Origin of the sequence: Hoyosella subflava DQS3-9A1 (genome assembly GCF_000214175.1) — a bacterium.
GTDB classification, from domain to species: Bacteria; Actinomycetota; Actinomycetes; order Mycobacteriales; family Mycobacteriaceae; genus Hoyosella; species Hoyosella subflava.
On sequence record NC_015564.1, the window covers coordinates 250827 to 272174 of the forward strand.

General features: G+C 62.6%; 20 protein-coding genes, 1 tRNA gene and 1 pseudogene. 11 read left to right on the top strand and 11 right to left on the bottom strand.

The features are described 5' to 3' along the window. Positions 1-2 precede the first annotated feature (2 nt). Entirely contained in the window at positions 3-1046 is a 1044-nt protein-coding gene (locus tag AS9A_RS01155; protein WP_013805047.1) for an aspartate-semialdehyde dehydrogenase, read from the top strand. A 68-nt stretch (positions 1047-1114) separates the two neighbouring features. Here the strand turns inward: AS9A_RS01155 and AS9A_RS01160 are convergent, their stop codons facing one another. After that, on the bottom strand, positions 1115-2356 hold the full coding sequence (locus AS9A_RS01160) for a serine hydrolase domain-containing protein (protein ID WP_013805048.1): 1242 nt from the start codon (positions 2354-2356) through the stop codon (positions 1115-1117). A 150-nt stretch (positions 2357-2506) separates the two neighbouring features. On the opposite strand from AS9A_RS01160, the gene AS9A_RS01165 reads away from it, so the two are divergent. Together AS9A_RS01165 and AS9A_RS01170 are read left to right on the top strand one after the other, a co-directional pair. Continuing rightward, entirely contained in the window at positions 2507-3127 is a 621-nt protein-coding gene (locus AS9A_RS01165; protein WP_013805049.1) for a TetR/AcrR family transcriptional regulator, read from the top strand. 340 nt (positions 3128-3467) lie between these two features. Beyond that, positions 3468-4644: pseudogene (locus AS9A_RS01170) on the top strand (acetyl-CoA C-acetyltransferase). 47 nt (positions 4645-4691) lie between these two features. On the opposite strand, the gene AS9A_RS01175 reads toward AS9A_RS01170, so the two are convergent. Genes AS9A_RS01175 through AS9A_RS24760 form a run of 3 tightly spaced genes read right to left on the bottom strand, consistent with a single transcriptional unit; the run spans position 4692 to position 6865 of the window. Further along, positions 4692-5432, bottom strand: coding sequence for an SDR family NAD(P)-dependent oxidoreductase (locus AS9A_RS01175; RefSeq protein ID WP_013805052.1), 741 nt, complete (start codon positions 5430-5432; stop codon positions 4692-4694). After that, entirely contained in the window at positions 5429-6733 is a 1305-nt protein-coding gene (locus tag AS9A_RS01180; RefSeq protein WP_013805053.1) for a wax ester/triacylglycerol synthase family O-acyltransferase, read from the bottom strand. The genes AS9A_RS01175 and AS9A_RS01180 overlap by 4 nt, the downstream gene beginning before the upstream one ends. A 9-nt stretch (positions 6734-6742) precedes the next feature. Beyond that, positions 6743-6865 carry a hypothetical protein gene (locus AS9A_RS24760; RefSeq protein WP_013805054.1) on the bottom strand — a complete coding sequence of 41 codons (123 nt, stop codon included), beginning with the start codon at positions 6863-6865 and terminating at the stop codon, positions 6743-6745. 420 nt (positions 6866-7285) lie between these two features. Between AS9A_RS24760 and AS9A_RS01185 the strand changes: the two genes are divergently transcribed. The 5 genes from AS9A_RS01185 to AS9A_RS01205 all read left to right on the top strand — a co-directional run bounded on the left by AS9A_RS01185 (position 7286) and on the right by AS9A_RS01205 (position 11432). Further along, a complete protein-coding gene (locus AS9A_RS01185; RefSeq protein WP_013805055.1) occupies positions 7286-7846 on the top strand; it encodes a TetR/AcrR family transcriptional regulator in 561 nt (186 codons plus the stop codon). 397 nt (positions 7847-8243) lie between these two features. Next, the gene (locus AS9A_RS01190) at positions 8244-8777 is read left to right on the top strand and encodes a hypothetical protein (RefSeq protein WP_148262380.1); all 534 of its coding nucleotides are present in this window, start codon (positions 8244-8246) and stop codon (positions 8775-8777) included. 78 nt (positions 8778-8855) lie between these two features. Then, positions 8856-9350, top strand: a complete 495-nt coding sequence (locus tag AS9A_RS01195; protein WP_041450769.1) for a Fur family transcriptional regulator — start codon at positions 8856-8858, stop codon at positions 9348-9350. 11 nt (positions 9351-9361) lie between these two features. Then, positions 9362-10843, top strand: a complete 1482-nt coding sequence (locus tag AS9A_RS01200) for a catalase (RefSeq protein WP_013805058.1) — start codon at positions 9362-9364, stop codon at positions 10841-10843. Between the two features lie 115 nt (positions 10844-10958). Beyond that, the gene (locus AS9A_RS01205) at positions 10959-11432 is read left to right on the top strand and encodes a Dps family protein (RefSeq protein WP_013805059.1); all 474 of its coding nucleotides are present in this window, start codon (positions 10959-10961) and stop codon (positions 11430-11432) included. Between the two features lie 58 nt (positions 11433-11490). Here the strand turns inward: AS9A_RS01205 and AS9A_RS01210 are convergent, their stop codons facing one another. From AS9A_RS01210 to AS9A_RS01230, 5 genes are all read right to left on the bottom strand, one after another. Next, positions 11491-12165, bottom strand: a complete 675-nt coding sequence (locus AS9A_RS01210; RefSeq protein ID WP_013805060.1) for a potassium channel family protein — start codon at positions 12163-12165, stop codon at positions 11491-11493. Beyond that, complete coding sequence (locus AS9A_RS01215; protein WP_013805061.1) at positions 12155-13531, bottom strand: TrkH family potassium uptake protein; 1377 nt, start codon at positions 13529-13531, stop codon at positions 12155-12157. Before AS9A_RS01215 ends, AS9A_RS01210 begins: the two co-directional genes overlap by 11 nt. Positions 13532-13908: 377 nt before the next feature. Beyond that, a tRNA-Pro gene (locus AS9A_RS01220) sits at positions 13909-13982 on the bottom strand. 43 nt (positions 13983-14025) lie between these two features. Next, the gene (locus AS9A_RS01225) at positions 14026-15000 is read right to left on the bottom strand and encodes a metallophosphoesterase (protein WP_013805063.1); all 975 of its coding nucleotides are present in this window, start codon (positions 14998-15000) and stop codon (positions 14026-14028) included. A gap of 60 nt (positions 15001-15060) precedes the next feature. Beyond that, complete coding sequence (locus tag AS9A_RS01230; RefSeq protein WP_041451363.1) at positions 15061-17454, bottom strand: transglycosylase domain-containing protein; 2394 nt, start codon at positions 17452-17454, stop codon at positions 15061-15063. Between the two features lie 688 nt (positions 17455-18142). On the opposite strand from AS9A_RS01230, the gene AS9A_RS01235 reads away from it, so the two are divergent. Next, the gene (locus AS9A_RS01235) at positions 18143-18442 is read left to right on the top strand and encodes a WhiB family transcriptional regulator (RefSeq protein ID WP_041451364.1); all 300 of its coding nucleotides are present in this window, start codon (positions 18143-18145) and stop codon (positions 18440-18442) included. A gap of 79 nt (positions 18443-18521) precedes the next feature. Here AS9A_RS01235 and AS9A_RS01240 read toward each other — a convergent pair whose 3' ends face one another. Both AS9A_RS01240 and AS9A_RS01245 read right to left on the bottom strand, forming a co-directional pair. After that, positions 18522-19673 carry an ArsA family ATPase gene (locus tag AS9A_RS01240; RefSeq protein WP_013805066.1) on the bottom strand — a complete coding sequence of 384 codons (1152 nt, stop codon included), beginning with the start codon at positions 19671-19673 and terminating at the stop codon, positions 18522-18524. Then, complete coding sequence (locus tag AS9A_RS01245; protein WP_013805067.1) at positions 19670-20671, bottom strand: ArsA-related P-loop ATPase; 1002 nt, start codon at positions 20669-20671, stop codon at positions 19670-19672. The genes AS9A_RS01240 and AS9A_RS01245 overlap by 4 nt, the downstream gene beginning before the upstream one ends. A gap of 55 nt (positions 20672-20726) precedes the next feature. Here AS9A_RS01245 and AS9A_RS01250 point away from each other — a divergent pair, with 55 nt between their 5' ends. Together AS9A_RS01250 and AS9A_RS01255 are read left to right on the top strand one after the other, a co-directional pair. Continuing rightward, positions 20727-20888, top strand: coding sequence for a DUF4177 domain-containing protein (locus tag AS9A_RS01250; RefSeq protein ID WP_013805068.1), 162 nt, complete (start codon positions 20727-20729; stop codon positions 20886-20888). Continuing rightward, complete coding sequence (locus AS9A_RS01255; RefSeq protein ID WP_013805069.1) at positions 20885-21346, top strand: RidA family protein; 462 nt, start codon at positions 20885-20887, stop codon at positions 21344-21346. The genes AS9A_RS01250 and AS9A_RS01255 overlap by 4 nt, the downstream gene beginning before the upstream one ends. The last annotated feature ends 2 nt before the right edge of the window (positions 21347-21348 follow it).

The window sequence follows — 21348 nt, forward strand, 5'->3', positions numbered from 1 at the left end:
TAATGGGTGCCACTGTTGCTGTAGTGGGAGCTACCGGCCAGGTCGGTCGTGTGATGCGTGCGCTCCTCGAGGAACGGAACTTTCCCGCGGACCGCGTGCGCTTCTTTGCGTCCGCGCGTTCGGCAGGAACGACGCTCCCGTTTCGCGGTGGAGATATCGTCGTTGAGGATGTGGCCGCGACTTCAGATGAGGATTTGAAGGGCATCGACATCGCGCTTTTCTCTGCGGGGGGCACGCTCTCCCGGGAGCAGGCGCCACGGTTCGCGGCGGCGGGAGCGGTTGTCGTCGACAACTCTTCTGCGTGGCGCAAGGACCCTGAGGTGCCACTCGTTGTCAGCGAGGTGAACCCGGACCAGATTCGCAACCCACCGAAGGGGATCATCGCCAATCCCAATTGCACGACGATGGCCGCGATGCCGGTTCTCAAGGCCCTGCACGACGAAGCCGGTCTGACCAGGCTGATCGTGTCCACGTACCAGGCGGTGTCTGGCAGCGGGCTTGCAGGAGTCAGGGAGTTGCTCACTCAGCTTCGCGCGGTGATCGACGATGCCGAGAAGCTGGTGAATGACGGGTCCGCCGTGGCGTTCCCCGAGCCGGAGACGTACGTTGCTCCCATCGCGTTCAATGCACTGCCACTGGCGGGCGCGCTCGTCGACGATGGCAGCGGTGAAACCGATGAAGATCAGAAGCTGCGAAATGAGAGCCGTAAGATTCTCGGGCTTCCCGAACTTGCCGTATCCGGAACGTGTGTGCGTGTTCCCGTCGTGACCGGCCACTCCCTTTCGATCAATGCTGAGTTCTCTCAGCCGTTGAGCGTCGAACGTGCCGAGAAGATTCTCGCGGAAGCGCAGGGCGTGGAACTAGTCGATGTTCCGACGCCGCTCGCCGCGGCGGGCCGGAACCCGTCGCTGGTCGGCCGGATTCGACAGGATCCCGGTGTGCCCGAAGGGCGCGGGCTGGCTTTGTTCATCACGAACGACAACCTCCGTAAAGGTGCAGCCCTGAACGCAATCCAAATTGCGGAACTGCTGGTGGCGCAGAGCTGATCAGGACGGCGAGGCCCGCAGGAAGTCGGCGGACCGGCGAGGGGACGGGGCCGTACGCGTATCGCGGTTTACAGCTCCTGGGGGCTGGCCTGGTTGCTGTGCTGGGCGATGGCGCGCAGGAACTCGACGTTCTCGACGTCACGGTTGGTCGACTCCCCGGTGGAGGTGCCGTACATCCGGTTGGCGGAGAGCTTGACGATCGTGGTGCGGGTGCTGGGGTCGACGTAGACGAGCTGGTTGAGGATGCCGATGGCGCTGTAGTCGCCCCGGTCGCCCGCCGGGATCCACCACTGGTAGCCGTAACCCAGGTCGATCCCGTGGTCGCCGACGATGGGACGCCCGGGCTCGCGGATCGGGGAGTCGATGGTGGTCGAAGCGCGCACCCAGTCGTCGGAGACGATGCGCTGGCCCTGCCAGACGCCGTGGTTGCGGTAGAGCTCTCCCAGCTTGGCGAAGTCCCGTGCGGTGAGGTTCAGGCCGGCGTACGACATCTCGACGCCGCGCATGTCGGTGATCCAGAAGCCGGGCGCTTCGAAGCCTAGCGGCTCCGCGAGCTTCTCGTGCATGTAGTCAGACACGTTCTGGCCGGTGGCGCGCGCGATCAGGGTACCGAGCACCTGGGTCTCCCCGGAGTTGTAGCGGCACACGGTCTCCGGTGCGGTCTCCCTCACCATCCGCGCCACGAACCCGTCGAGACCGCCTCCCAGGCCCAGCATGGCGCGGGAGATCTGGTGGACATCGGACTTGGGGTCGTTGTAGTCCTCGTTCCACCGGGCGCCCGACGACATCTGCAGCACAGTCCTGATCGGGACCCCGTCGTAGGCCGACCCGGACTCGACGGGAACGTAGTCGCTGATCGGGTCGTCGATGTTCCGGATCTTGCCTTCGTCCACGGCGATCCCGACCAGGCAGGACACGAAGCTCTTCGCTACCGACATCGAAAGCCAGTTCACGTTGGGGCCGCCAGAGAGCAGATAGCGCTCAGCGCGGATCGTGCCGTCGACGAGGACCAGCAGTGCTGCGGTGTCGGTGTCGATGAGGAACTGCTCGGTGGATCGCTCCTCTCCCTGGAACAGGTACGTCGTCGGCAGTTCGATCATCGGGCCCGTCGGCCAGGTGAAGGGTTCGGTTGCTGCAGGCATCTTCCGGGTGGGAGCGAGGTCGCGGACGCGGGCGAAGTTGTCGTGCTGGGGGACACCGGTGAAGAGCCCGACGTCCATCAGTGACGCGGGCCTGCCGCCCGGGCGGACCTTGCTGGCGAGGTAACGCGCCAGGAAGGGGATCGTATTGGCGCGATTCTTTCGCGGCATCTGGCAGTCTCCTCGGGAGAGTGTGTACGCGCTGGCGTGGCCGGATGACGAGCTGTGGCAGACTAGGCGTACCAAATGGTTGACGTACCATACGGTACGCCTATTCCTGGGTATTGACCAGCCCCTGATGCCGGAGGCGGATGGATCGCGATGAGTACAGACGGTCGGCGGGACGGCCGGAGCCTGCGGTATCAGCACCGCCGCTCCGAGCTCCTCAGCAGCGTCACCGAATTCCTTCTGGAGCAGGGCATCGCGAACCTGGCACTACGAGCCGTCGCTGAGGGAGTCGGGGTCTCGCACGCAACCCTGCTCCGCCACTTCTCCTCCAAGGAGGAGTTGCTCACCGCGGTACTCGACCACATCCGCACCGACGTCGCTGCTCGGATGGCTGGGGACCCTGGACTGGCGTCCGCGGAGTCGACCGCAGAGCTCGTCGTGAGGATGTGGGACCTCCTCTGCGAGCCGAAGGAGCAGCGCCAATTCTTGCTGCTCTTCGAGCTGGTCGGCAGGCAGCCGCGTGGGGGTCAAGGCGATCCAGCACTTGCTGACTCGCTCGTCCACGATTGGATCGAGCTCGTCGTCGAGCGACTGGCGGGCGAAGGCTGGGAGCGCCAGGCCGCAGAGCCCGTCGCCACCCTGGTCCTCGCGCAGTTCCGCGGTCTTCAGCTCGATCTCCTCGTGGCCGGTGATCGGGGGCGGGTCGATCGTGCGGTTCAGACGTCGCTGCGCCTACTCCAGCCGCCGAACCCCGCGACATCAGTCAGCGGATGACTGACGCTGGCGGTGCACCCCTTGGGGTGCACACCCCTGAGGAAACGGGAGCCAACCGGAGGCAACGGAACGCCACTTTCACGCTCAGGACTGCGATTCCTGCATGATCAGGCATCGTGTTCCTACGGTTCAACTCCCCCTCGCGACTTGAGGATCCCCAGCGATGACCTGGGGCTTTACTCACTTCCGGAGTAAGCCTGAACGAGTCGACGTCGATCACCACGCACTGGTCGCCGGGGCCAGCACCCGCGGCCCATGCGCGCATGAGGCACTCGGCAACGTGAACGACCGCAGAAACGTGCCAACAAATAAGCAAACGATTGGTTACCCGGAGGATCCCCTGCCCGAAGCTGTGATCGTTTCTGCCGCCCGTTCGCCGATCGGGCGTGCTGGGAAGGGCTCGCTGAAGGAGATGCGACCTGACGAATTGGCTACCCAGATGGTCCGGACCGCGCTCGCCGGGGTTCCCGGGCTGGATCTCGCTGAGGTCACCGATCTGATTGTCGGCACGGGGAATCCCACTGGTGAAGGTTGGCAACAACCTTGGGCGTGCGATTGCTGTCCTGAGCGGGATGGACCATGTGCCCGGTGTCACGGTCAACCGCTACTGTTCGAGCAGCCTGCAGGCCACGCGCATAGCGTTCCACGCGATCAGGGCGGGGAAGGGGCACGCGTTCATCTCCGTGGGCGTTGAGACGGTGAGCCGATATTTCAGCGGCATTTCGGATAACCCTGAGGGGCAGAACCCGGTCTTTGCCGACGCGCAGGCGCTTACGGATAAGCGCGCGGGTGGCGGGGCCGGTACGTGGGTTGACCCCCGTGATTCGGGTGCGCTGCCGGATCTTTACATCGCGATGGGACAGACCGCTGAGAACGTCGCGCAGGTGCTGGGCATGTCGCGTCACGAGCAGGACGAGTTCGCGGTGCGTAGCCAGAACCTCGCGTGCCAGCGGATCGAGGAGGGCTTCTGGGGCCGCGAGATCACGCCGGTGTCACGCTGCCGGACGGCACGGTCGTCTCGGCCGATGACGGCCCGCGGCCGGGCACGACGCTTGAGGGTGTCAGCCAGCTGAAGCCGGTGTTCCGTCCCGACGGCACCGTTACTGCGGGCAATGCGTGCCCGCTGAACGATGGGGCTGCGGCGCTTGTGGTGATGAGCGACGTGCGCGCCAAGGGAGCTCGGCCTGACCCCGCTCGCCCGCATCGTGTCCACCGCGGTGACTGGCCTCTCGCCGGAGATCATGGGCCTCGGCCCGGTCGACGCGATCCCGGTTGCGCTGCGCAATGCGGGCCTGGGCCTTGATGACATCGATCTGTTCGAGATCAATGAGGCGTTCGCTGTGCAGTCGCTCGGCTCGGCCCAGCAGCTCGGTATTCCGCGGGAGAAGCTGAACGTGAACGGGGGTGCGATCGCGGTCAGCCACCCGTTCGGCATGACCGGCGCGCGGATCACGGCCACGCTGATCAACTCCCTGCAGTGGCACGACAAGCAGTTCGGCGTCGAGCAACCTCCATAGCGGCAGAGGCGTTCTGCTCAGTGGTCGTCGTTATGTCCGCACCGCTCTCAGTAGCGCTTGAGGCGGTCGTCGTACGCTGCCCGCTCGTCGCGGTCGAACGTCAGGAACGTGTCGTAGGCGCCGAGGCGGCTGCTGACGCTGTCGCGCAGGCGCCGACCGAACAAGGGTTGGGTGCGCAGGATGGTGCCCACCAGTTTCGGGACGAAGACGTCCTTCGGCTGGGTGGCTACCGCGTCGGCGATGGCCTTGGCGACGTCCTCCGGTTCGATCACCGGTATCAGCCTCGTTGGGCGGGTTCCGGCGATCAGCTCGGTGTTGGTGAAGTGGGGCATCACGCAGGTGAACGCCACACCGGAGCCACTGTGCTCCACCCGTGCGGTCTCGGTGAGCGCGACGACCGCTGACTTGGTGGCGCAGTAGGCGACGCCTCCGGGGACCGGCGTCTTGCCTGCCGTGGAGGCGACATTGATGATGTGCCCGCTTCCCCGGTCGAGCATGGCGGGCAGAGTGAGGCTCATGCCGTGGAGGCAGCCCAGAACGTCCAGTGGTCCGTCAGCGGTGGCCGCCCGGACGAAGGCGGCGTACGACGCGTGGTCCGAGACGTCCAGGGTCAGGCCGCGGACTTTCGCGCTGATCCCGCTCGCGGCCTGGGTGGCCAGCTCGACGTCGAGGTCGCCGATGACGACGGTCGCTCCCCGGGCGTGCAGCTCCTTGGCAGTGGCCAGGCCGATGCCGCGTGCTCCACCGGTGATGGCGATGCGCAGGCCGTTGAGAGTTGAGCGTCTCATTGTGGGCTCCCTTGGAAGTCTGAGGTGAGGGCGATCTGTTCGCGCAATGACTCCAGCTCGGCCCTGAGGTCTTCCGCGATCTCGCTGCCGTCTGGGACTCGACGCGGGTCTGTGGTGACCATGAACGAGAGCGAGCCGTTGTAGCTGAGCACCGCGATTGTCAGCGCGTGTCGCTTCGTCAGGGGGGTGGAGCCGAGGATCAGCTCGAGGTCACTGCCGAGGAAGTGAACCGGTCCCGGCGGCCCCGGCACGTTCGTGACGGTGAGGTTGAACATGCCGGCATTGAACTGGGCGGCGCGGTTGAGCGACCTGGCCAGTGGCGCGGGAGCCAGCCCGAGCAGTCGCATCAAGGTGGCCGTGGTGGCCGCCTGTCCGGACGCGGTGGCCTCCCCCACGCTCCTTACGACCTTCATAATTCGTGCATCGGGTGAAGCCTCACCCACGGGCAGGGCCGGGTAGGTCATCCCGATCTGGTTGCCCAGGCTGCCTCGGGCGTCCTGCGGACGCCGGTTGACCGGGACGAAGGCGTGGAGCTTGTCGACCATCGAGTCGTGGCGGGTCAGGTATCGCCGCAGACCTCCCGCAACTACCGCGAGCACGATGTTGTTGACCGTGGTGCCGTGGACCTTGCGGACCTCGTGGATGGAGTCGAGGGGCACGGTGACGTACGCCGTACGCCGCGTTGGCCCCGAGTCTCCGGTGTTGAACGGGGACGTGGGTGCCTGCCCCAGCAACTTTGCGGCGCCTTGGACTCGACGCAGGCGGCTAGGCGCCTGCGCCTTGACCGGGGCCAGTCCCCGGGGGGCCGGGCTGTTCGGCGGCGGCGGCGTCAGGTCGGAATCCGGTGCGAGCAGGGCGGTGAAGATGTCGATGATGGACAGCCCGTCGACCATGCAGTGATGCACCTTGAGTGAGACGGCGAAGCCATCGGCCAGCCCTTCGACCAGCCCGACCTCCCACAGCGGTCGGCTCAGGTCCAGAGGCGCCGAGGTCATGTGGTCGATGTGCGCGGCGACCTCCTCATGGCCCCCGGGGCTGGGGAGGGCGATGCGTGAGAGGTGATAGTCCAGGTCGAACGAGTCGTCGTCGACCCATCTCGGGCGGCCGAGGCCGAACGTCGACTGCTGGAGTCGCTGTCGGAAGCGAGGCAGACCGAGCAGGCGCTCGCCGACGGCGGCACGAAAGTGCTGCGGGTCAGGCGCCTGGCCCTTGAAGATGAGCATTCCGGCAAGCTGCATGCGGTTCTGTCGGTCCTCGACCTGGAGGAACGCGGCATCGAGGGCGGAGAGTCGCTGTGACATTCGCAGGCCTCAGAGATCCAGGACCAGGCGGGCCGACCGGCCCTTGAGCTGGTGCTCGACGACGGCGCCGGCGAGCACCGTCTTCCGGTCCACACTCAGTGTCGGGTTCAGCTCGGTTGTCAGCTGCGTCATGGCTCGTCCTCTGGGTTGTCTGCCTCTTGATGAAACATAACATAGCATACATTAGGTGTGTTTCAAGAGGTGACATGCGGCGGAGGAGAGGCTCTCGAACTCGACCTCTTTGTCGACGGCTGATCAGTCACGCGCCGCATCGTTACCGCCGAGGACTACTTCCGACCATCCTGGACTTCCTCGTCCGCGATGGATCGGCGAGTGCTCAAGGTGGAATCCCTGTGCGAGGCACTCGGTGTCACCCAGCGGCTCCTTCTATGGGTACTTCTCGGGTCTCGACGAGTTCGTCAGTGAGCTGATCACCACACGTCTGACGAACCGGCTCTGAGAGGGTGGACGAGTTGACGCACCGCAGCGACAAACATATATTGATCTACATCTGGGGTTGCCGTGGTCCCGGTGATCTATGGGAGGGGAGCCATGCGTCTTCTGGTCACTCGCGACGACTACTTTGAAGCCGCGATGAGGCTCCTTGCGACCGAGGGCGCAGGCAACCTGAAGATCGGCGTTCTGTGCAAGTCACTCAAGGTCACTTCAGGCTCGTTCTACGGGTACTTCGGGAGCTTCGAGGGATTCGTCACGGAGTTCCTGGTGTACTGGGAGGAGTCCCAGACCGACCGCATCGTGAGACTTGCGAACGCGCCGGCGGACCCGGTCGAGCGCATCCACCTGATGAAGGAGCTGGCCGGACAGGTCCCGCACGATGCGGAGGCCGCGATCCGGTCCTGGGCGCACACCGCGCCTCAAGTGGCCGAAGCGCAGAAGCGAGTCGACGAACGTCGACTCGAAGCGCTGGAGGCGGTCCTCCGACCCGCTGTGGGCTCTCGCCGCGAGGCCCGAACGCTGGCAATGATGGGCATCACCTTGCTGGTGGGCCTGCAGCAGTGGCGCTCTCCGGTAACCCACGCGGAGTTCGACCTCCTGTTCAACGAGTTCGAGGCTGTGGCGCTGAACCGTGTGGCGGACCGCGCCGCTTCCTGACAGTCAAGCTCCTGGTCGATGACCCGAGGAGTACGACGTGAAGCCCAAGGGTCGACACTCGTATCGAGGACGGCGTGGCGTGGCTGCGGCTCCCAACCCAATACTGGGAGCACCTTGGCCTCATCTTCTTTCACCAAGCCTGGATCAGATTCCAGTGACCTCGATTTTGGCTATCTGACGGAGATTTTTATTTCGATGCGCATGAATTCGAAAAAATTGGCGGCGAATGGTGTGACTAGGGCAGCCCTGGCGATACGAGGGTGCGTAGGCTATCGAGCAGTGGCCAGCCGGGAAGGGCGGGCGAACCCGATGGCCGCCGGTCTCAGCTTTTTTTGACTCCCCGGCGTGTCCGCCCAGCCGCTATGCCCGATTCGCACCGAGCGCTTAGGCTGTGGCCGTGCAACGTAAGACTGAAGAGATCCCCCCACCCCCGGTACCTCCAGCGCAGTTGACGCTCGGCTGGTGGTCTTGGCGTATCGCCGCGCTGCTTGTTCTGCCTGCCGTGGTGCAGATCCTGGCGAACCTCGACGGCGTCCAGGCGCGTTTAGCTCGAGAGTTCGCCACTGATCCCGGGCTAGGTACGCCCGGGACCGAGAGCGCAACAGAGATGGCACGCCTCGCGCCGTGGGGGGTGATCATGGCCAGTACAGTGCTGATGATCGCGCTCCTGGTCTGTGTTGCGATGATGCGACGGCTGGGCTCACGCGCGGCACGGTACGCCATTATCGTGATCGGCCTCATTACGATCCCGATCACCTCACTCGCGTACGGCATGGGTCAGGTGACGGCGGACTCGGCACCAACTCTCCTTGACCTCCTGCCGATGGCCCAGGTGGTACTGATGGCGGCGGGCACGGTACTTACCTTCTTGCGTCCTTCTACGGACTGGCTGTATCTCGCCCATGAGTACTGGGAGTTCGAGCGGGGCTAAGCCTTTGTGTTCGCTCAGAGTGAACGTACTTTGGCTGCCCTTTCTTGACCCATTCCAGAAAGTGGGCATACTGGGGATATGCCCACGGAGCACCTGTCAGGCGAGCCGCGCAACGCGTTGCGCGAGGCTGGCCTGAGGGTGACAGCCCCCCGTGTGGCAGTTTTGACGGTCCTCGCCGCGGCCCCGCACTCAACGGCTGACGAGGTCGCGACGAAAGTCCGGGCAGAGCTCGGATCCGTATCGACACAGGCTGTGTACGACGTACTGAAAGCCTGTGTTGCCGCTGGTCTGGTTCGCCGGATTGAGCCTGCTGGTTTCCCGGCGCTGTATGAGACACGCGCTGGCGACAACCATCACCACTTTGTATGTCGGTCGTGCGGAAACGTCGCCGACGTGGATTGTGTTGCTGGTGCTGCCCCATGTCTCACACCGCAGGAGCTAGCTGGCCGCGTCATCGACGAGGCAGAAATCGTCTTTTGGGGTCTTTGCGCCGAATGCGGGCGCGGGGAACCTGAAACGGCGATAGCGTCCGGGGCAGCCCGACCGGAAAACTCTCCAGCCCACCCCTCCTAGGAGGCTCCGTAATGACCACTGCAGCTGACCAGCCTGTTCCAGCAACGACATCGAATAGCGGGATTCCCGTCTCAAGTGACGAGACCTCGCTGACCCTCGGCGAGCAAGGCCCGATCGTTCTGCATGACCACTATCTCATCGAGAAGATGGCTCACTTCAACCGCGAGCGAGTGCCGGAGCGTGTGGTTCACGCGAAGGGCTCTGGAGCTTTCGGCGAACTCGAGGTCACCGAGGATGTCAGCGAATTCACTTGTGCGGACTTCTTGCAGCAGGGCAAGAAAACGGAAATGGTGATCCGGTTCTCCACGGTGGCAGGGGAGCAGGGCAGCCCGGACACGTGGCGCGACCCGCGAGGTTTCGCCATGAAGTTTTACACCGAGCAGGGAAACTACGATCTGGTTGGCAACAACACGCCCGTCTTCTTCGTGCGTGACCCGATGAAGTTTCAGGACTTCATCAGGTCGCAGAAACGCATGCCAGATTCAGGACTGCGGGACCACAACATGCAGTGGGACTTCTGGACGCTGTCCCCCGAGTCGGCACACCAAGTTACCTGGCTGATGGGCGATCGCGGAGTGCCGAAAACCTACCGTCATATGGATGGCTTCGGGTCGCACACGTATATGTGGATCAACAAGAACGGCAAGCGTTCCTGGGTCAAGTATCACTTCAAGACGATGCAGGGCGCCGATTTCCTCACCCAGGAAGAAGCCGACAAACTCGCCGGTGCAGACCCCGACTTCCACCGTAAGGATCTATTCAACGCGATCAAGAACGGTGATTTCCCGAAGTGGAGCCTGGAAGTCCAGATCATGCCCTTCGAAGACGCGGAGAAGTATCGCTTCAACCCCTTCGACCTCACGAAGGTGTGGTCGCAGAAGGATTACCCGCGAAAGAAGGTCGGTGTTCTCACGCTGAACCGCAACCCGGAGAACTTCTTCGCGCAAATCGAGCAGGCTGCTTTCGAGCCGTCGAACGTGGTCCCAGGCATCGGTTTCTCGCCCGACAAGATGCTCCTTGGCCGCGTGTTTTCCTACGCCGATACGCACCGCTACCGGATCGGTGTGAATTACACGCAACTGCCCGTCAACGCGCCGAAGTCACCCGTGCACACCTATGCAAAAGACGGCAACATGCGCTACGCGTACAACTCGCCTGAGGTGCCGGTTTACGCTCCGAACTCGGCCGGTGGCCCGGCCGCGAACGAGCAGCTCGCAGGCCCGTACAACGGTTGGGAGTCCGCGGGTGACATGGTTCGATCCGCGTACGTTCAGCACCCGGAAGACGACGACTTCGTCCAGCCGCGCACTCTGGTCCGCGAAGTCATGGATGAGGCAGCGCGCGAGCGCCTCGTCAACAACGTCGTCGGACACCTTCTGGACGGCGTAACCGAGCCGATTCTCGAGCGCGCGTTCGAGTACTGGAAGAAGGTCGACCCCGAGGTCGGTAAGCAGATTGAAGAAGGCGTCCGCGCCGCACAGAACGGGCAGTAATCTCAACCACGAAGTGTTCTGGAGGGTTACCCGATCCAGAATCGGGTAATTCTTCACAGGACGTCAATCCGGCCAGTGGGCACGCCGCTGGCCATAGACAACAGGAGGCAACGAAGTGTCAGCCCCTATCACGAGCACATTGAGCGACGACGAACAACGCGTAACCGGTGAGGCACTCCAGGGAACTGTCGTCGACCTGATCGACCTCAGCCTCATCGCGAAGCAGGCGCATTGGAACGTCATCGGGAAGAACTTCCGCTCTGTTCACCTCGCACTTGACGAACTGGTGACCGCAGCTCGCGAGTTCACCGACGAAGCGGCCGAGCGAGCAACCGCGATTGGCGTGCCCCCGGACGGCCGCGCATCGACCGTCGCCGGACAGTCGGGCGCCAAGGGCATCGGCGAGGGGTGGACGAACGATGAGGACATCGTCAACGTCGTCGTCGAGAATCTCGCCGCAGTAATCGAGCGCCTCCGCAGCCGGGTCAAGTCGACAGAGGAGCCTGATCCGGTAACTCAGGATCTTCTCATCGCCATCACCGCACGACTTGAGCAGCTCCACTGGATGTGGCAGGCACAGGTCGCTTGATCTGGACTGAACGCGCTGATTCGGCCCCACGGCATGTAGACGTGGGGCCGAATGCGTTTTAGGTCACATTGGCGAACGCCTCGACCTGGCGGATCTTGCCCGCCACCACCAGAATGTCGCCGCGCATCAGAACGGTGTCCTGCGTCGCGTAGGTGAAGTTCTGGCCGGGCCGCTTCACTGCGACTACCGTGATTTCGTACTTACGCCGCAGCTCACTGTCCTTCAGCGGCATGCCGATCGCGTCCGCGGGCGCGAGAGTCTTCACCATCGCATAGTCATCACCGAACTCGATGTAATCAAGCATGCGCCCTGTTACCAGATGCGCGACGCGTTCACCCATATCGTGTTCAGGGATCACGACGTGGTGGGCGCCTACGCGTTCGAGGATGCGGCTGTGCTGACGGCTAGTGGCCTTCGCCCAGATCTGCGGCACCTGGAAGTCCGCGAGCAGTGAGGTCGTGAGGATCGACGACTCGAGGTCAGTTCCCACGGCGACCACGGCGTGCGGGAATTTGTGCACGCCCAGTTGCATCAACGAGTCGCGGTCAGTTGTGTCTGCAACGGCAGTCTGAGTGAGATCCTCAGCGAGGCGCTGAATGATCTTGGGGTCATTATCGATACCAAGTACCTGGGTGCCGCTAGTAACGAGTTCACGCGCAAGTGAGCGGCCGAATCGCCCCAATCCGAGCACCACAACCCGCGTGCTTTGCTGGCGATCATTCTTACCCGACAATGGGACGCTCCTCTGGGAGTTCGTAACGGCGTGGCCGTTCCTGCAAGGCGAGAGCCGAGGCCAGAATAATCGGCCCGATACGGCCCGCGAACATCAGGACGACGAGTATCAGTTGAGCAAGTGGACGTAGATCTTCGGTGATGCCCATCGAGAGGCCTACGGTACAGAAGGCTGAGATCACCTCGAACAAGACGTGATCGAGAGCATGTTCAGAGAACGTCGAGATGATGATCGTTCCGCCCATGACAGCAGCTATGGAGAGCAGCGCAACTGTCAGAGCTTGTCGCTGGACGGAGTCCGCTAGCTTGCGGCCCATCACATGGACGGTGGGCTGACCCCTCAGTTCTGCGAGAATCACGAATCCGAGCAGCGCGAACGTCGTGACCTTGATGCCGCCCGCTGTACCTGCGCTGCCGCCACCGATGAACATCAGAACGTCTGTGATGAGGATGGTCGCGGCATTCATTTCGCCGGTCTCGATGGCATTGAAACCGCTGGACCGGGGGGTCAGGCCCTGAACCGCGCCCGCCATGAGTTTTTGCAGGGTACTGAGCGGGCCCATCGTGCTCGGGTTCGCCCACTCGAACATGATGACAGAGGCAATGCCGATGACACCGAGCACGCCGTGCGTGAGCACGGTGACTTTCGTATGAATAGTCCAGTGCCGTGCGGTGTGCTCCGCGCCGCGTGCCTCCCGGACCTGTTGCCTGAAGTGGCGCGATACTTCGAAAATGACGGGGAATCCGATCGCGCCGAGCGTGAACGCAATGATCACCGGGAACAGGATCAGCGGATCTCCGACGTACTGCATCATGCTGTCTGATTGCAGCGCGAACCCAGCGCTGTTGAAGGCCGAGATCGCGTGGAAGATCCCCCAGTAGGCAGCCTCACCGAACGAATCGGCATACGCGATGTAATACCGGGTAACAAGAAAGATCGCCGTGATGAACTCGATGAGCAAGCTCATCCGGATGACACCTGCAACGACACGGCTGATCTCACCGAGGCGGAGGTTCTTCTGCTCAGTGTGCGCGATGAGCTGCATGCGCATGCCCATCCGGCGTGCGACGAGCAAACCGAGCAGCGACGCGACCGTCATAATTCCCAAGCCACCGAGCTGAAAAAGACCCACGATCACCCAGTGCCCAAAGGGAGACCAGAAGCTGCCCGTATCGACGACGACAAGTCCGGTAATGCACGCTGCCGACGTGGCCGTGAAGAGTGCCTCGACGAAGGTTGCCCGTCCGCTCCCCGCCGTCGCGATGGGAAGTGACAGCAGGAATGTTCCGAACAGAATGACGGCGAGGTACCCGGCTACGATGACCCGAGCCGGGTACTTGACGAATGCACCTGCTGCCCGGCTCATTCGGAACCGGACTCTGGAGCGGAGCTCAGAGGGCTCAGCCGCAGTCACTGCCGCCGCTCGTGGGGTGCAGCGGTGAATCCCCTTCGGGCAGAGGGTTCTTTTGAGGAAGCTACTTCCGGGCCGCAGGCCGCAAGGCGCTGTTCAAGCATGAGGTGAGACTACGCCGCACTGAAATGCCGCGCACACGAAGGGGCCGACTTCCTGATTGTTCGCGTTACGACGTCGACGTGGAGGAGGTAGCGGAGGCTCTCAACCGTGCGGCTGCGCTGGTTGTTGAGGGCTGGCGCTGAAATCTCCTGCCTACCCACTGCGTACCGGAAACGAATCAGGGCCGCTCCCGATTTCCCGGAAACAGCCCTGATCTCGATATTCACCTGTCGGGGTGGCGGGATTCGAACCCACGACCTCTTCGACCCGAACGAAGCGCGCTACCAAGCTGCGCCACACCCCGAACTGAACTGGCATCCCGGCTCACGCCGAGCGGCGTGGTGAGTTTAGCGCACTGTGGCCTCTGATTGCGAAACGGCATGGCCCTCTTCCACGGACGGAGCGCGGTCGGGACGTGAGACGAGGGTCAGCAGGCTCGCTTCGGGTCGGCAGAAGAAGCGGGCAGGTGCGAAAGGTGACGTGCCGATGCCCGCAGAAACGTGCAGGTACATTCGAGAGCCCCAGCGTGACGTCCCTTTCACACGGGACCGATCGATACCGCAGTTGGTGACGAGCGCACCCACCCCCGGCAGGCAGAGCTGGCCACCGTGAGTGTGCCCAGCCAGCACGAGGTCGTACCCGTCATCAGCGAACCGGTCAAGCACACGTGGTTCTGGAGAGTGTGTGAGGCCGATCCGTAGCTGCGTTCTTGAATCAGATCTCCCGGCGATTGCGTCATAGCGGTCACGCTCGATGTGCGGATCGTCAACACCGGCGATGGAAATGCGTACGCCCGCAACTTCGAGTTCTCGACGAGTGTGAGTGGCGTCGAGCCAGCCTTGTTCTTTGAACGCGGCCCTGAGGTCCTGCCAGGGGAGGGGCTCCCCATAAACGCGTTCATGGTCCTTCTTGAAGTATTTCAGCGGATTTTTCAGTCGCGGACCGAAATAGTCATTGCTGCCGAAAACGAAGGCTCCCGGGCGGCTCAGAAGGCCGCCCAGGGCCTGGACGACGTGCGGCACTGCCCGGGCATGTGACAAGTTGTCCCCGGTATTCACAACAAGGTCGGGTTCAAGGGCATTGAGTTGCTGCAGCCACGCTTGCTTCTGCCGCTGGGCCGGTGTCATATGCAGGTCGCTCACGTGCAGGATTCGCAAGGAAGGTACACGTGGCGGGAGCACCGGGAGCGTGAACTTCCGGAGGGTGAAGGCGTTGCGCTCCACCATGGTTGCGTAGGCGAGAGCGGCTGCGCCGGCTGCCCCCACCATTGACGCGGTACCGAGTGCGCTGGGGACGGCAAGCTGCCGGGTTATGCGAGCCATCAATTCAGGATACGGCAGGCCGGTCGGGGCCCGGCCTGCCGTAGAGCCGAAGGGGTGTCGCTAGTTGTTCAGGTTGGGGACGGGCATTGGCTCAGGCAGGCCGGGGACTTCGACCGAGTCGGGTAGCTCGGGCCGTTGCTCAGAGCGTGCAGGTGTAGCGGGTGCTTGTGTCTCCCGTCGCGGTGGTGAGGGCCGTACGACGCGCTGGCTGCCGTCGGAAACGTACAGGGTGATGGTTGCTCCGGGCGCGGCGAAACCATTCGGTGAGTAGGACGTCACCACACCACGTGACTCGGCGCTCGACGTCCAAACGGTGTTGTAGCTGTAACCACTTGATTCGAGGCGCCTGATCGCGGTGCTCTGAGTCAGGCCGGCCACGTTCGGAACCTGGTTGCGCGGGTCACCGCTGACGTACTTACGATCAGTGGCCTGCGGCGCCTGAATCGGGCCAAGCTGACTTGCAACAGGCCCTACCGCCTGGAACCAGGTCTGGGCGGGCTCGTTTCCGCCGAAGAGGTTTCCGCTGTAGCACTGGCGTACCGGGAACGAGCAAACAGGGCTAGGGGTGGGTGAGTCGCCGTAGATATACGAAACACCAGCAACGGTGTTCGTGTATCCAAGGAACCCAGCTGAATAGTTCGAGTTCGTTGTCCCGGTTTTTGCTGAGACGGGTGCGGTCCAGCCGGTTGCCCCAGCGGCTCGCGCGGCGGTGCCGACTCCGGTGTGATCTTGACCGAGCGCCTGTGAGAGCGCAGTTGCCAGACCAGGTTCGACCACTTGCTCGCAAGGTTCGTGTGCGATCTCGATCGCGTTGCCGTATCGGTCGATGATTGCGTCGACCGGGGTGGGCGGACACCACATGCCGTCGGACGCGAGGGTCGCAGCGACGTTAGAGAGCTCAAGCGGATTGACTGCTACGGGGCCGAGCGTGAACGATCCCTGGTTCTGGTCAGCGACCATTTCTGCGAGGCTCTGCTCACCGTAACCGGACGATCCGGGACGCGTGTACGAGCGAAGGCCGAGCCTGACCGCCATATCGACGGTGGCTTCGACGCCTGCCTGCTCGATCATCCCGATGAAAGTGGTGTTCGGTGATGTTGCGAGCGCTTCGGTAAGGCTCATCGATGGCTTATACGATGAATAGTTCTCAACGCAGTACGTGGCTGGCGGGCATCCAGGAGCACCACCGTATCCCATGCCCCGGGCTTCGTAGCGGGCAGGCACGTTCACCCACGTATCGATTCCCATGCCTTGCTCGAGTGCAGCGGCAGTCGGGAAGATCTTGAAAATCGAGCCGGCACCATGTCCCACCATGGAGAACGTCTGCGGGCTCACCGTTTCGTTGTTCGAACCGTCAAGGCCATAGACACGGCTGCTCGCCATGGCGAGGACGCGGTGTGACTCCGACCCGGGCTGGATAAGGTTCAAGACGTTCGCGACGCCCGTCGCTTGTGGACTGGTGTTGTTCCGGACAGCCCTGACGGCCGAATCCTGAACGTCGGGATCGAGTGTCGTCTGGATCAGATAGCCACCGCGGGTCACCTGATCTCGCGGTATACCGACGCTTGCCAGGTACTGCATTACGTAGTCGCAGAAGAAGCCGCGGTCATCGGCAGCGATGCAGCCTTGGGGCAGCATCTTTGGCTCGGGGAGTACGCCTAACGGCTCTTCCTTGGCGGCACGAAACTCCTCGGCGCGCTCGGGGATGTTCTCGATCATCGTGTCCAGGACGACGTTACGGCGGTTCAGCACACGCTCCGGGTTTGTGTACGGGTTGAGCGCAGAACTGCTTTGCACGATGCCAGCGAGCATGGCCGACTGTGCGGGATTGAGGTCGGTGGCATTAATCCCGAAATACGTCTGTGCGGCCTCCTGGACACCGTATGCCCCGTTGCCGAAAGGTACGAGGTTCAGGTATCGCGTCAGAATTTCTTCTTTGCTCAGCCGACTGTCGAGTTCGAGGGCCATGCGGATCTCGCGAATCTTCCGCGCGGGCGTGGTCTCAATAGCTGCGCGGCGTTCCGCATCATTCTGGGCGAGGACCAGTAGTTGATAGTTCTTAACGTACTGCTGGACGAGTGTCGAAGCGCCTTGCTCGATCTGGCCGCTGGTCGTATTGGTAAGGAAAGCGCGAGCGGTGCCCTGCCAGTCGACGCCGTCGTGATCTGCGAACCGGCGATCTTCGACAGACACGATGGCGAGCTTCATGTCGTTTGAGATACGGTCGCTCGGCACCTCGAAGCGCCGCTGGTCGTAGATCCAGGCGAGGGGGTCACCGTTGACGTCGACCATGGTGGTGACCGCGGGGACCTCGCCCTCGATCAGCTGAGCCGAGGTGTTCTCCACGGTTTGGGCTGCTTTGTTGGACGCGAGGCCGAACCCGCCCGCGACGGGGAACATCATGCCTGCAAGAAGCACACCCCCCAATAGGCTGCAACCACCGAGCTTCGCCACTGTCTTACCAATCGACACGAGACCTAGGGTACTTCCCCGAAGTAAGAAGAGCACTCCTGCAATGCCGCAATTCGTCCAGCGCATTGGGTTATCGCCGTGAAACGGCCCCCTGGGGCCCGCTCGTTTACTCTTCGTCGCGTTTCGTCATGTGTCGTTACACCGATGTGATTCCAGTTGTTGCACAACTGTTTCCGGGCAGAGTCGCAGTTGTGCACCTTTGCATCTAGCGTCATGTCCTGTGCACTCACAGTTGCTGGCTGGCATGCTGTGGCCTGGCAGGGAACTGTCTCTATCAGGCCATGGTGGGCCGAGTGCGCGCTGCGCGTGGATGACAATCCAGCCTCGGGTGTAAATCCGAGGTTGCATTCAGCGCAGTTAGTACCTAAGTTTGTGGCCAGTGTGATTCACCTAACAGTCAGTAGTGGAGTGTGAGCGACCCGTCGCACTTCGGTTGTTGACGCGGCAGGTGTTTCCTGAACCGGATCCGGTATGGGAGCACTTGCGGGGGATGCTGGTCTGCAGTTGGCGATTCGGTCGCGCTGTGGATGAGCAGACAACAGGAAACCGCAGGGGGCCTGAAAATAGGGAGTCAGCGAAGGTGATGAATCAATCGGGACTTGCAGCCTCCGGAACAACACTCGACAAGCGACCCACTACACGCCGCAGTGGCGGTCTCCCGATCAGTGCGATGATCTCGACAGACCAGGCTGAGGCGCGTATCGCGTGGGTATCGCAAGCTCGTTGCCGAGGAATTGATCCGGATCTGTTGTTCGTTCGCGGTGCGGCGCAGCGGAAGGCCGCGACGGTATGCCGTCACTGCCCTGTCATTCTCGAGTGCGGCGCCGACGCTCTCGACAATCGTGTGGAATTCGGCGTTTGGGGCGGCATGACGGAACGTCAGCGCCGCGCGCTGCTGAAGCAGCACCCCGAGGTCGAATCATGGTCTGACTTCTTCGCGGCGCAGCGTGCGCAGCAGTCAGCCGTGTGACAACAGAATTCACGATGTGAGTAGTACCTAGCAGGCAGAGAGGGGAAGCTCGGTCCGCTGGGTACTCACATCACACATGCTAGCCAGGATTCTTCATCTGGGCGCTTACATTTCGCAGCGCGTCGAGGTCCGACACTTCAAACGGAAGTGACCGGACGGTTGTCATCGCGACACGCGGATGAGCATGCGTGAATCGCGACAGCAAATGCTGTTCGCGCTTGGAAATTCGGGCTCGGTCAGCGTGAATTCGCAGGAGCGCCTCCGTCACCGCGTCTTCACCGGCGCTGTCCTCAGCGAGTTCTTCGGCTGCCGCCAGCGCTCGGTCGCTACTGAACGACGCAAGAGTCGGATGTGTTCGATTCAGAATCAAGCCCGCGAGTGGCATGTTTTCGCTACTGAGCCGATCTACAAAGAATGATGCCTCGCGCAGAGGATCCGGCTCAGCCGCAGAGATGACGAGGAATTGCGTGCCAGGTGTGCGGAGTAATTCGTAGGTGCGGTTCGCGCGTTCACGAAACCCACCGAACATGGTGTCAAGGGACCGCACGAATTGTGAGGCGTCCGACAGCATCTCCGACCCGACGATGGTGGACACGCCTTTCATCGCCAAGCTGATAGCACCAGTGACCATGCGTCCGATGCCCCGCCCCGGCGCCAGGAAAAGGCGCATCATCCGGCCGTCGAGAAACGTGCCAAGGCGCTGCGGCGCATCGAGGAAATCGAGTGCATTTCGTGACGGCGGGGTATCAACGACCACCAGATCCCAGTCACGCTTCTGGACGAGTTGGCCGAGTTTCTCCATGGCCATATATTCCTGGGTGCCGGAGAATGAGGACGCAATCGTTTGATAAAAGGGGCTCGAAAGAATAGCTTGAGCGCGTTCTGGTGTGGTGTGCTCCTGCACCATTTCGTCGAAGGTGCGCCGCATATCGAGCATCATCGCGTACAGCTTGCCTGCACTGTGCTCGAGCGGTACCTCTTTTGGTGTGTTGTCCAGTTCGCCGACGCCGAGTGCCTGCGCGAGCCGCCGGGCAGGGTCGATCGTGAGCACAACGACGGTGCGGCCCATGTCAGCCGCCCGCAGCGCGAGCGCCGCCGCAGTCGTTGTCTTACCGACGCCGCCCGCGCCGCAGCACACGATGACTTTGGTGCCGGAATCGGAGAGGATTCCGTCCATATTGAGGCGCGGCGCAGTGTGGGTGGTGGGAGGTTCGGCTGTCGTAGTCGTCATTTCACACCTTGGTTCGCTAGGGCTTCCGCGAGCTCGTACAGTCCGCCGAGGTCGACACCTTCGGTCAGCGTAGGCAGGGAGAGTTGCGGAATGTCGATGGCTTCGAGTTCACGTGCGCTTTCCCTCTGAGCCTGAGTGCGAATCGCATACTCGGACGCTTGAGTCAGCAGTCCGTCGAAGTCCTCATCGCTGAGTCGCAGCCCGGCACGCTTGAGTCCTTCCCTCGCCGCGTCCCGGTCAAGTTCACCCTGGGCCGCAGCGTCGAGCATTCCTTCAGGCAGATGCATGCTGTTGGTGCGGTTGACGATGATTGACCCGATACGCAGTTCCTTGGCCCTCAGCTCTTCAATCGCATCGATGCTTTCCTGCACGGGGAGTGATTCGAGCAGCGTCACGACGTGGACCACAGTCTCGTCGGAGTGCAGCAACCTCACAACGCCTTCTGACTGACTTCGGATCGGACCGGACTTTGCAAGGTCCGCCATGGCTTTCGTGACGTCCAGGAAAGTGCCGATACGGCCAGTCGGGGGTGCGTCCACGACGACAGCGTCGAACGTCGGCCGCCCATCTTTCTCACGCCTGATTACGCACTCTTTGATCTTGCCGGTGAGGATGACATCCCGCAGACCGGGAGCCAGGGTGGTGGCGAACTCCACTGCCCCGACCTTGCGCATTGCCCTGCCAGCGAGGCCGAGGTTGTAGAACATATCGAGGTATTCGAGGAACGCAGCCTCAATGTCGATCGCGAGCGCCCTTACCTCACCGCCGCCGTCGGCCGAGGCTACCTTGGTTTCCGCATAGGGCAGCGGCGGGATGTCGAAGAGCTGCGCGATGCCCTGCCTGCCTTCAACTTCCGCAAGGAGAACACGCCGCCCCCCAGCCGCGAGCGTAAGCGCCAATGCCGCTGCCGCAGTCGACTTGCCCGTTCCGCCCTTGCCGGTGACGAAGTGCAGCCGGGCGTTCGCTGCCTTGTGGGTCCATAATTCGGAGGTAGGCACGCTTCAGAGCTTATAAGGATGTGTGCCGCTGTGTCCTATGACTAGGCTTACAGACATGAGTGAGATCACCCGCTGGGAATATGCAACCGTCCCTCTACTCACACACGCCACTAAGGCGATCCTCGATCAGTGGGGAGAAGATGGATGGGAACTAGTGACCGTCCTTCCTGGCCCCACCGGTGAACAGCACGTGGCTTACTTGAAGCGCGCCAAATGAGCGGGTACCTCGAGCGGCTCAAGGAACTCGGCCTCACGCTTCCGCCCGTAGTTCCCCCTGTCGCCGCATATGTTCCTGCAGTTCAGGCTGGGGATTTCGTGTACACGTCTGGCCAGCTTCCACTAGTAGCTGGTGGGTTACCCGCGGTGGGGAAGGTCGGCACGGACGTCGCACCGGAGGAGGCGAAGGAAATGGCACGGATCTGCGGCCTCAATGCCCTCGCGGCGATCGATGCGCTCGTTGGTCTCGACGCTGTCGAACGTGTGGTGAAAGTAGTCGGGTTCGTGGCGTCTGGCCCGGGCTTCACTGGTCAGCCACAGGTCGTCAACGGCGCGTCGGAACTGCTCGGGGAGGTATTCGGGGAAGCAGGAAAGCACGCGCGGAGCGCTGTGGGTGTCGCGGAACTGCCCCTCGATGCTCCCGTAGAGGTCGAAATGATTGTTCAGGTCCGTCGCTGACC

Excerpts from the sequence above, each read along its gene's own strand:
- AS9A_RS01155 (WP_013805047.1), top strand. The coding sequence starts at position 3 with ATGGGTGCCACTGTTGCTGTAGTGGGAGCTACCGGCCAGGTCGGTCGT.
- AS9A_RS01160 (WP_013805048.1), bottom strand. The coding sequence starts at position 2,356 with ATGCCGCGAAAGAATCGCGCCAATACGATCCCCTTCCTGGCGCGTTAC.
- AS9A_RS01165 (WP_013805049.1), top strand. The coding sequence starts at position 2,507 with ATGAGTACAGACGGTCGGCGGGACGGCCGGAGCCTGCGGTATCAGCAC.
- AS9A_RS01175 (WP_013805052.1), bottom strand. The coding sequence starts at position 5,432 with ATGAGACGCTCAACTCTCAACGGCCTGCGCATCGCCATCACCGGTGGA.
- AS9A_RS01180 (WP_013805053.1), bottom strand. The coding sequence starts at position 6,733 with ATGTCACAGCGACTCTCCGCCCTCGATGCCGCGTTCCTCCAGGTCGAG.
- AS9A_RS24760 (WP_013805054.1), bottom strand. The coding sequence starts at position 6,865 with ATGACGCAGCTGACAACCGAGCTGAACCCGACACTGAGTGTGGACCGG.
- AS9A_RS01185 (WP_013805055.1), top strand. The coding sequence starts at position 7,286 with ATGCGTCTTCTGGTCACTCGCGACGACTACTTTGAAGCCGCGATGAGG.
- AS9A_RS01195 (WP_041450769.1), top strand. The coding sequence starts at position 8,856 with ATGCCCACGGAGCACCTGTCAGGCGAGCCGCGCAACGCGTTGCGCGAG.
- AS9A_RS01200 (WP_013805058.1), top strand. The coding sequence starts at position 9,362 with ATGACCACTGCAGCTGACCAGCCTGTTCCAGCAACGACATCGAATAGC.
- AS9A_RS01215 (WP_013805061.1), bottom strand. The coding sequence starts at position 13,531 with ATGAGCCGGGCAGCAGGTGCATTCGTCAAGTACCCGGCTCGGGTCATC.
- AS9A_RS01225 (WP_013805063.1), bottom strand. The coding sequence starts at position 15,000 with ATGGCTCGCATAACCCGGCAGCTTGCCGTCCCCAGCGCACTCGGTACC.
- AS9A_RS01235 (WP_041451364.1), top strand. The coding sequence starts at position 18,143 with ATGATCTCGACAGACCAGGCTGAGGCGCGTATCGCGTGGGTATCGCAA.
- AS9A_RS01240 (WP_013805066.1), bottom strand. The coding sequence starts at position 19,673 with ATGACGACTACGACAGCCGAACCTCCCACCACCCACACTGCGCCGCGC.
- AS9A_RS01250 (WP_013805068.1), top strand. The coding sequence starts at position 20,727 with ATGAGTGAGATCACCCGCTGGGAATATGCAACCGTCCCTCTACTCACA.
- AS9A_RS01255 (WP_013805069.1), top strand. The coding sequence starts at position 20,885 with ATGAGCGGGTACCTCGAGCGGCTCAAGGAACTCGGCCTCACGCTTCCG.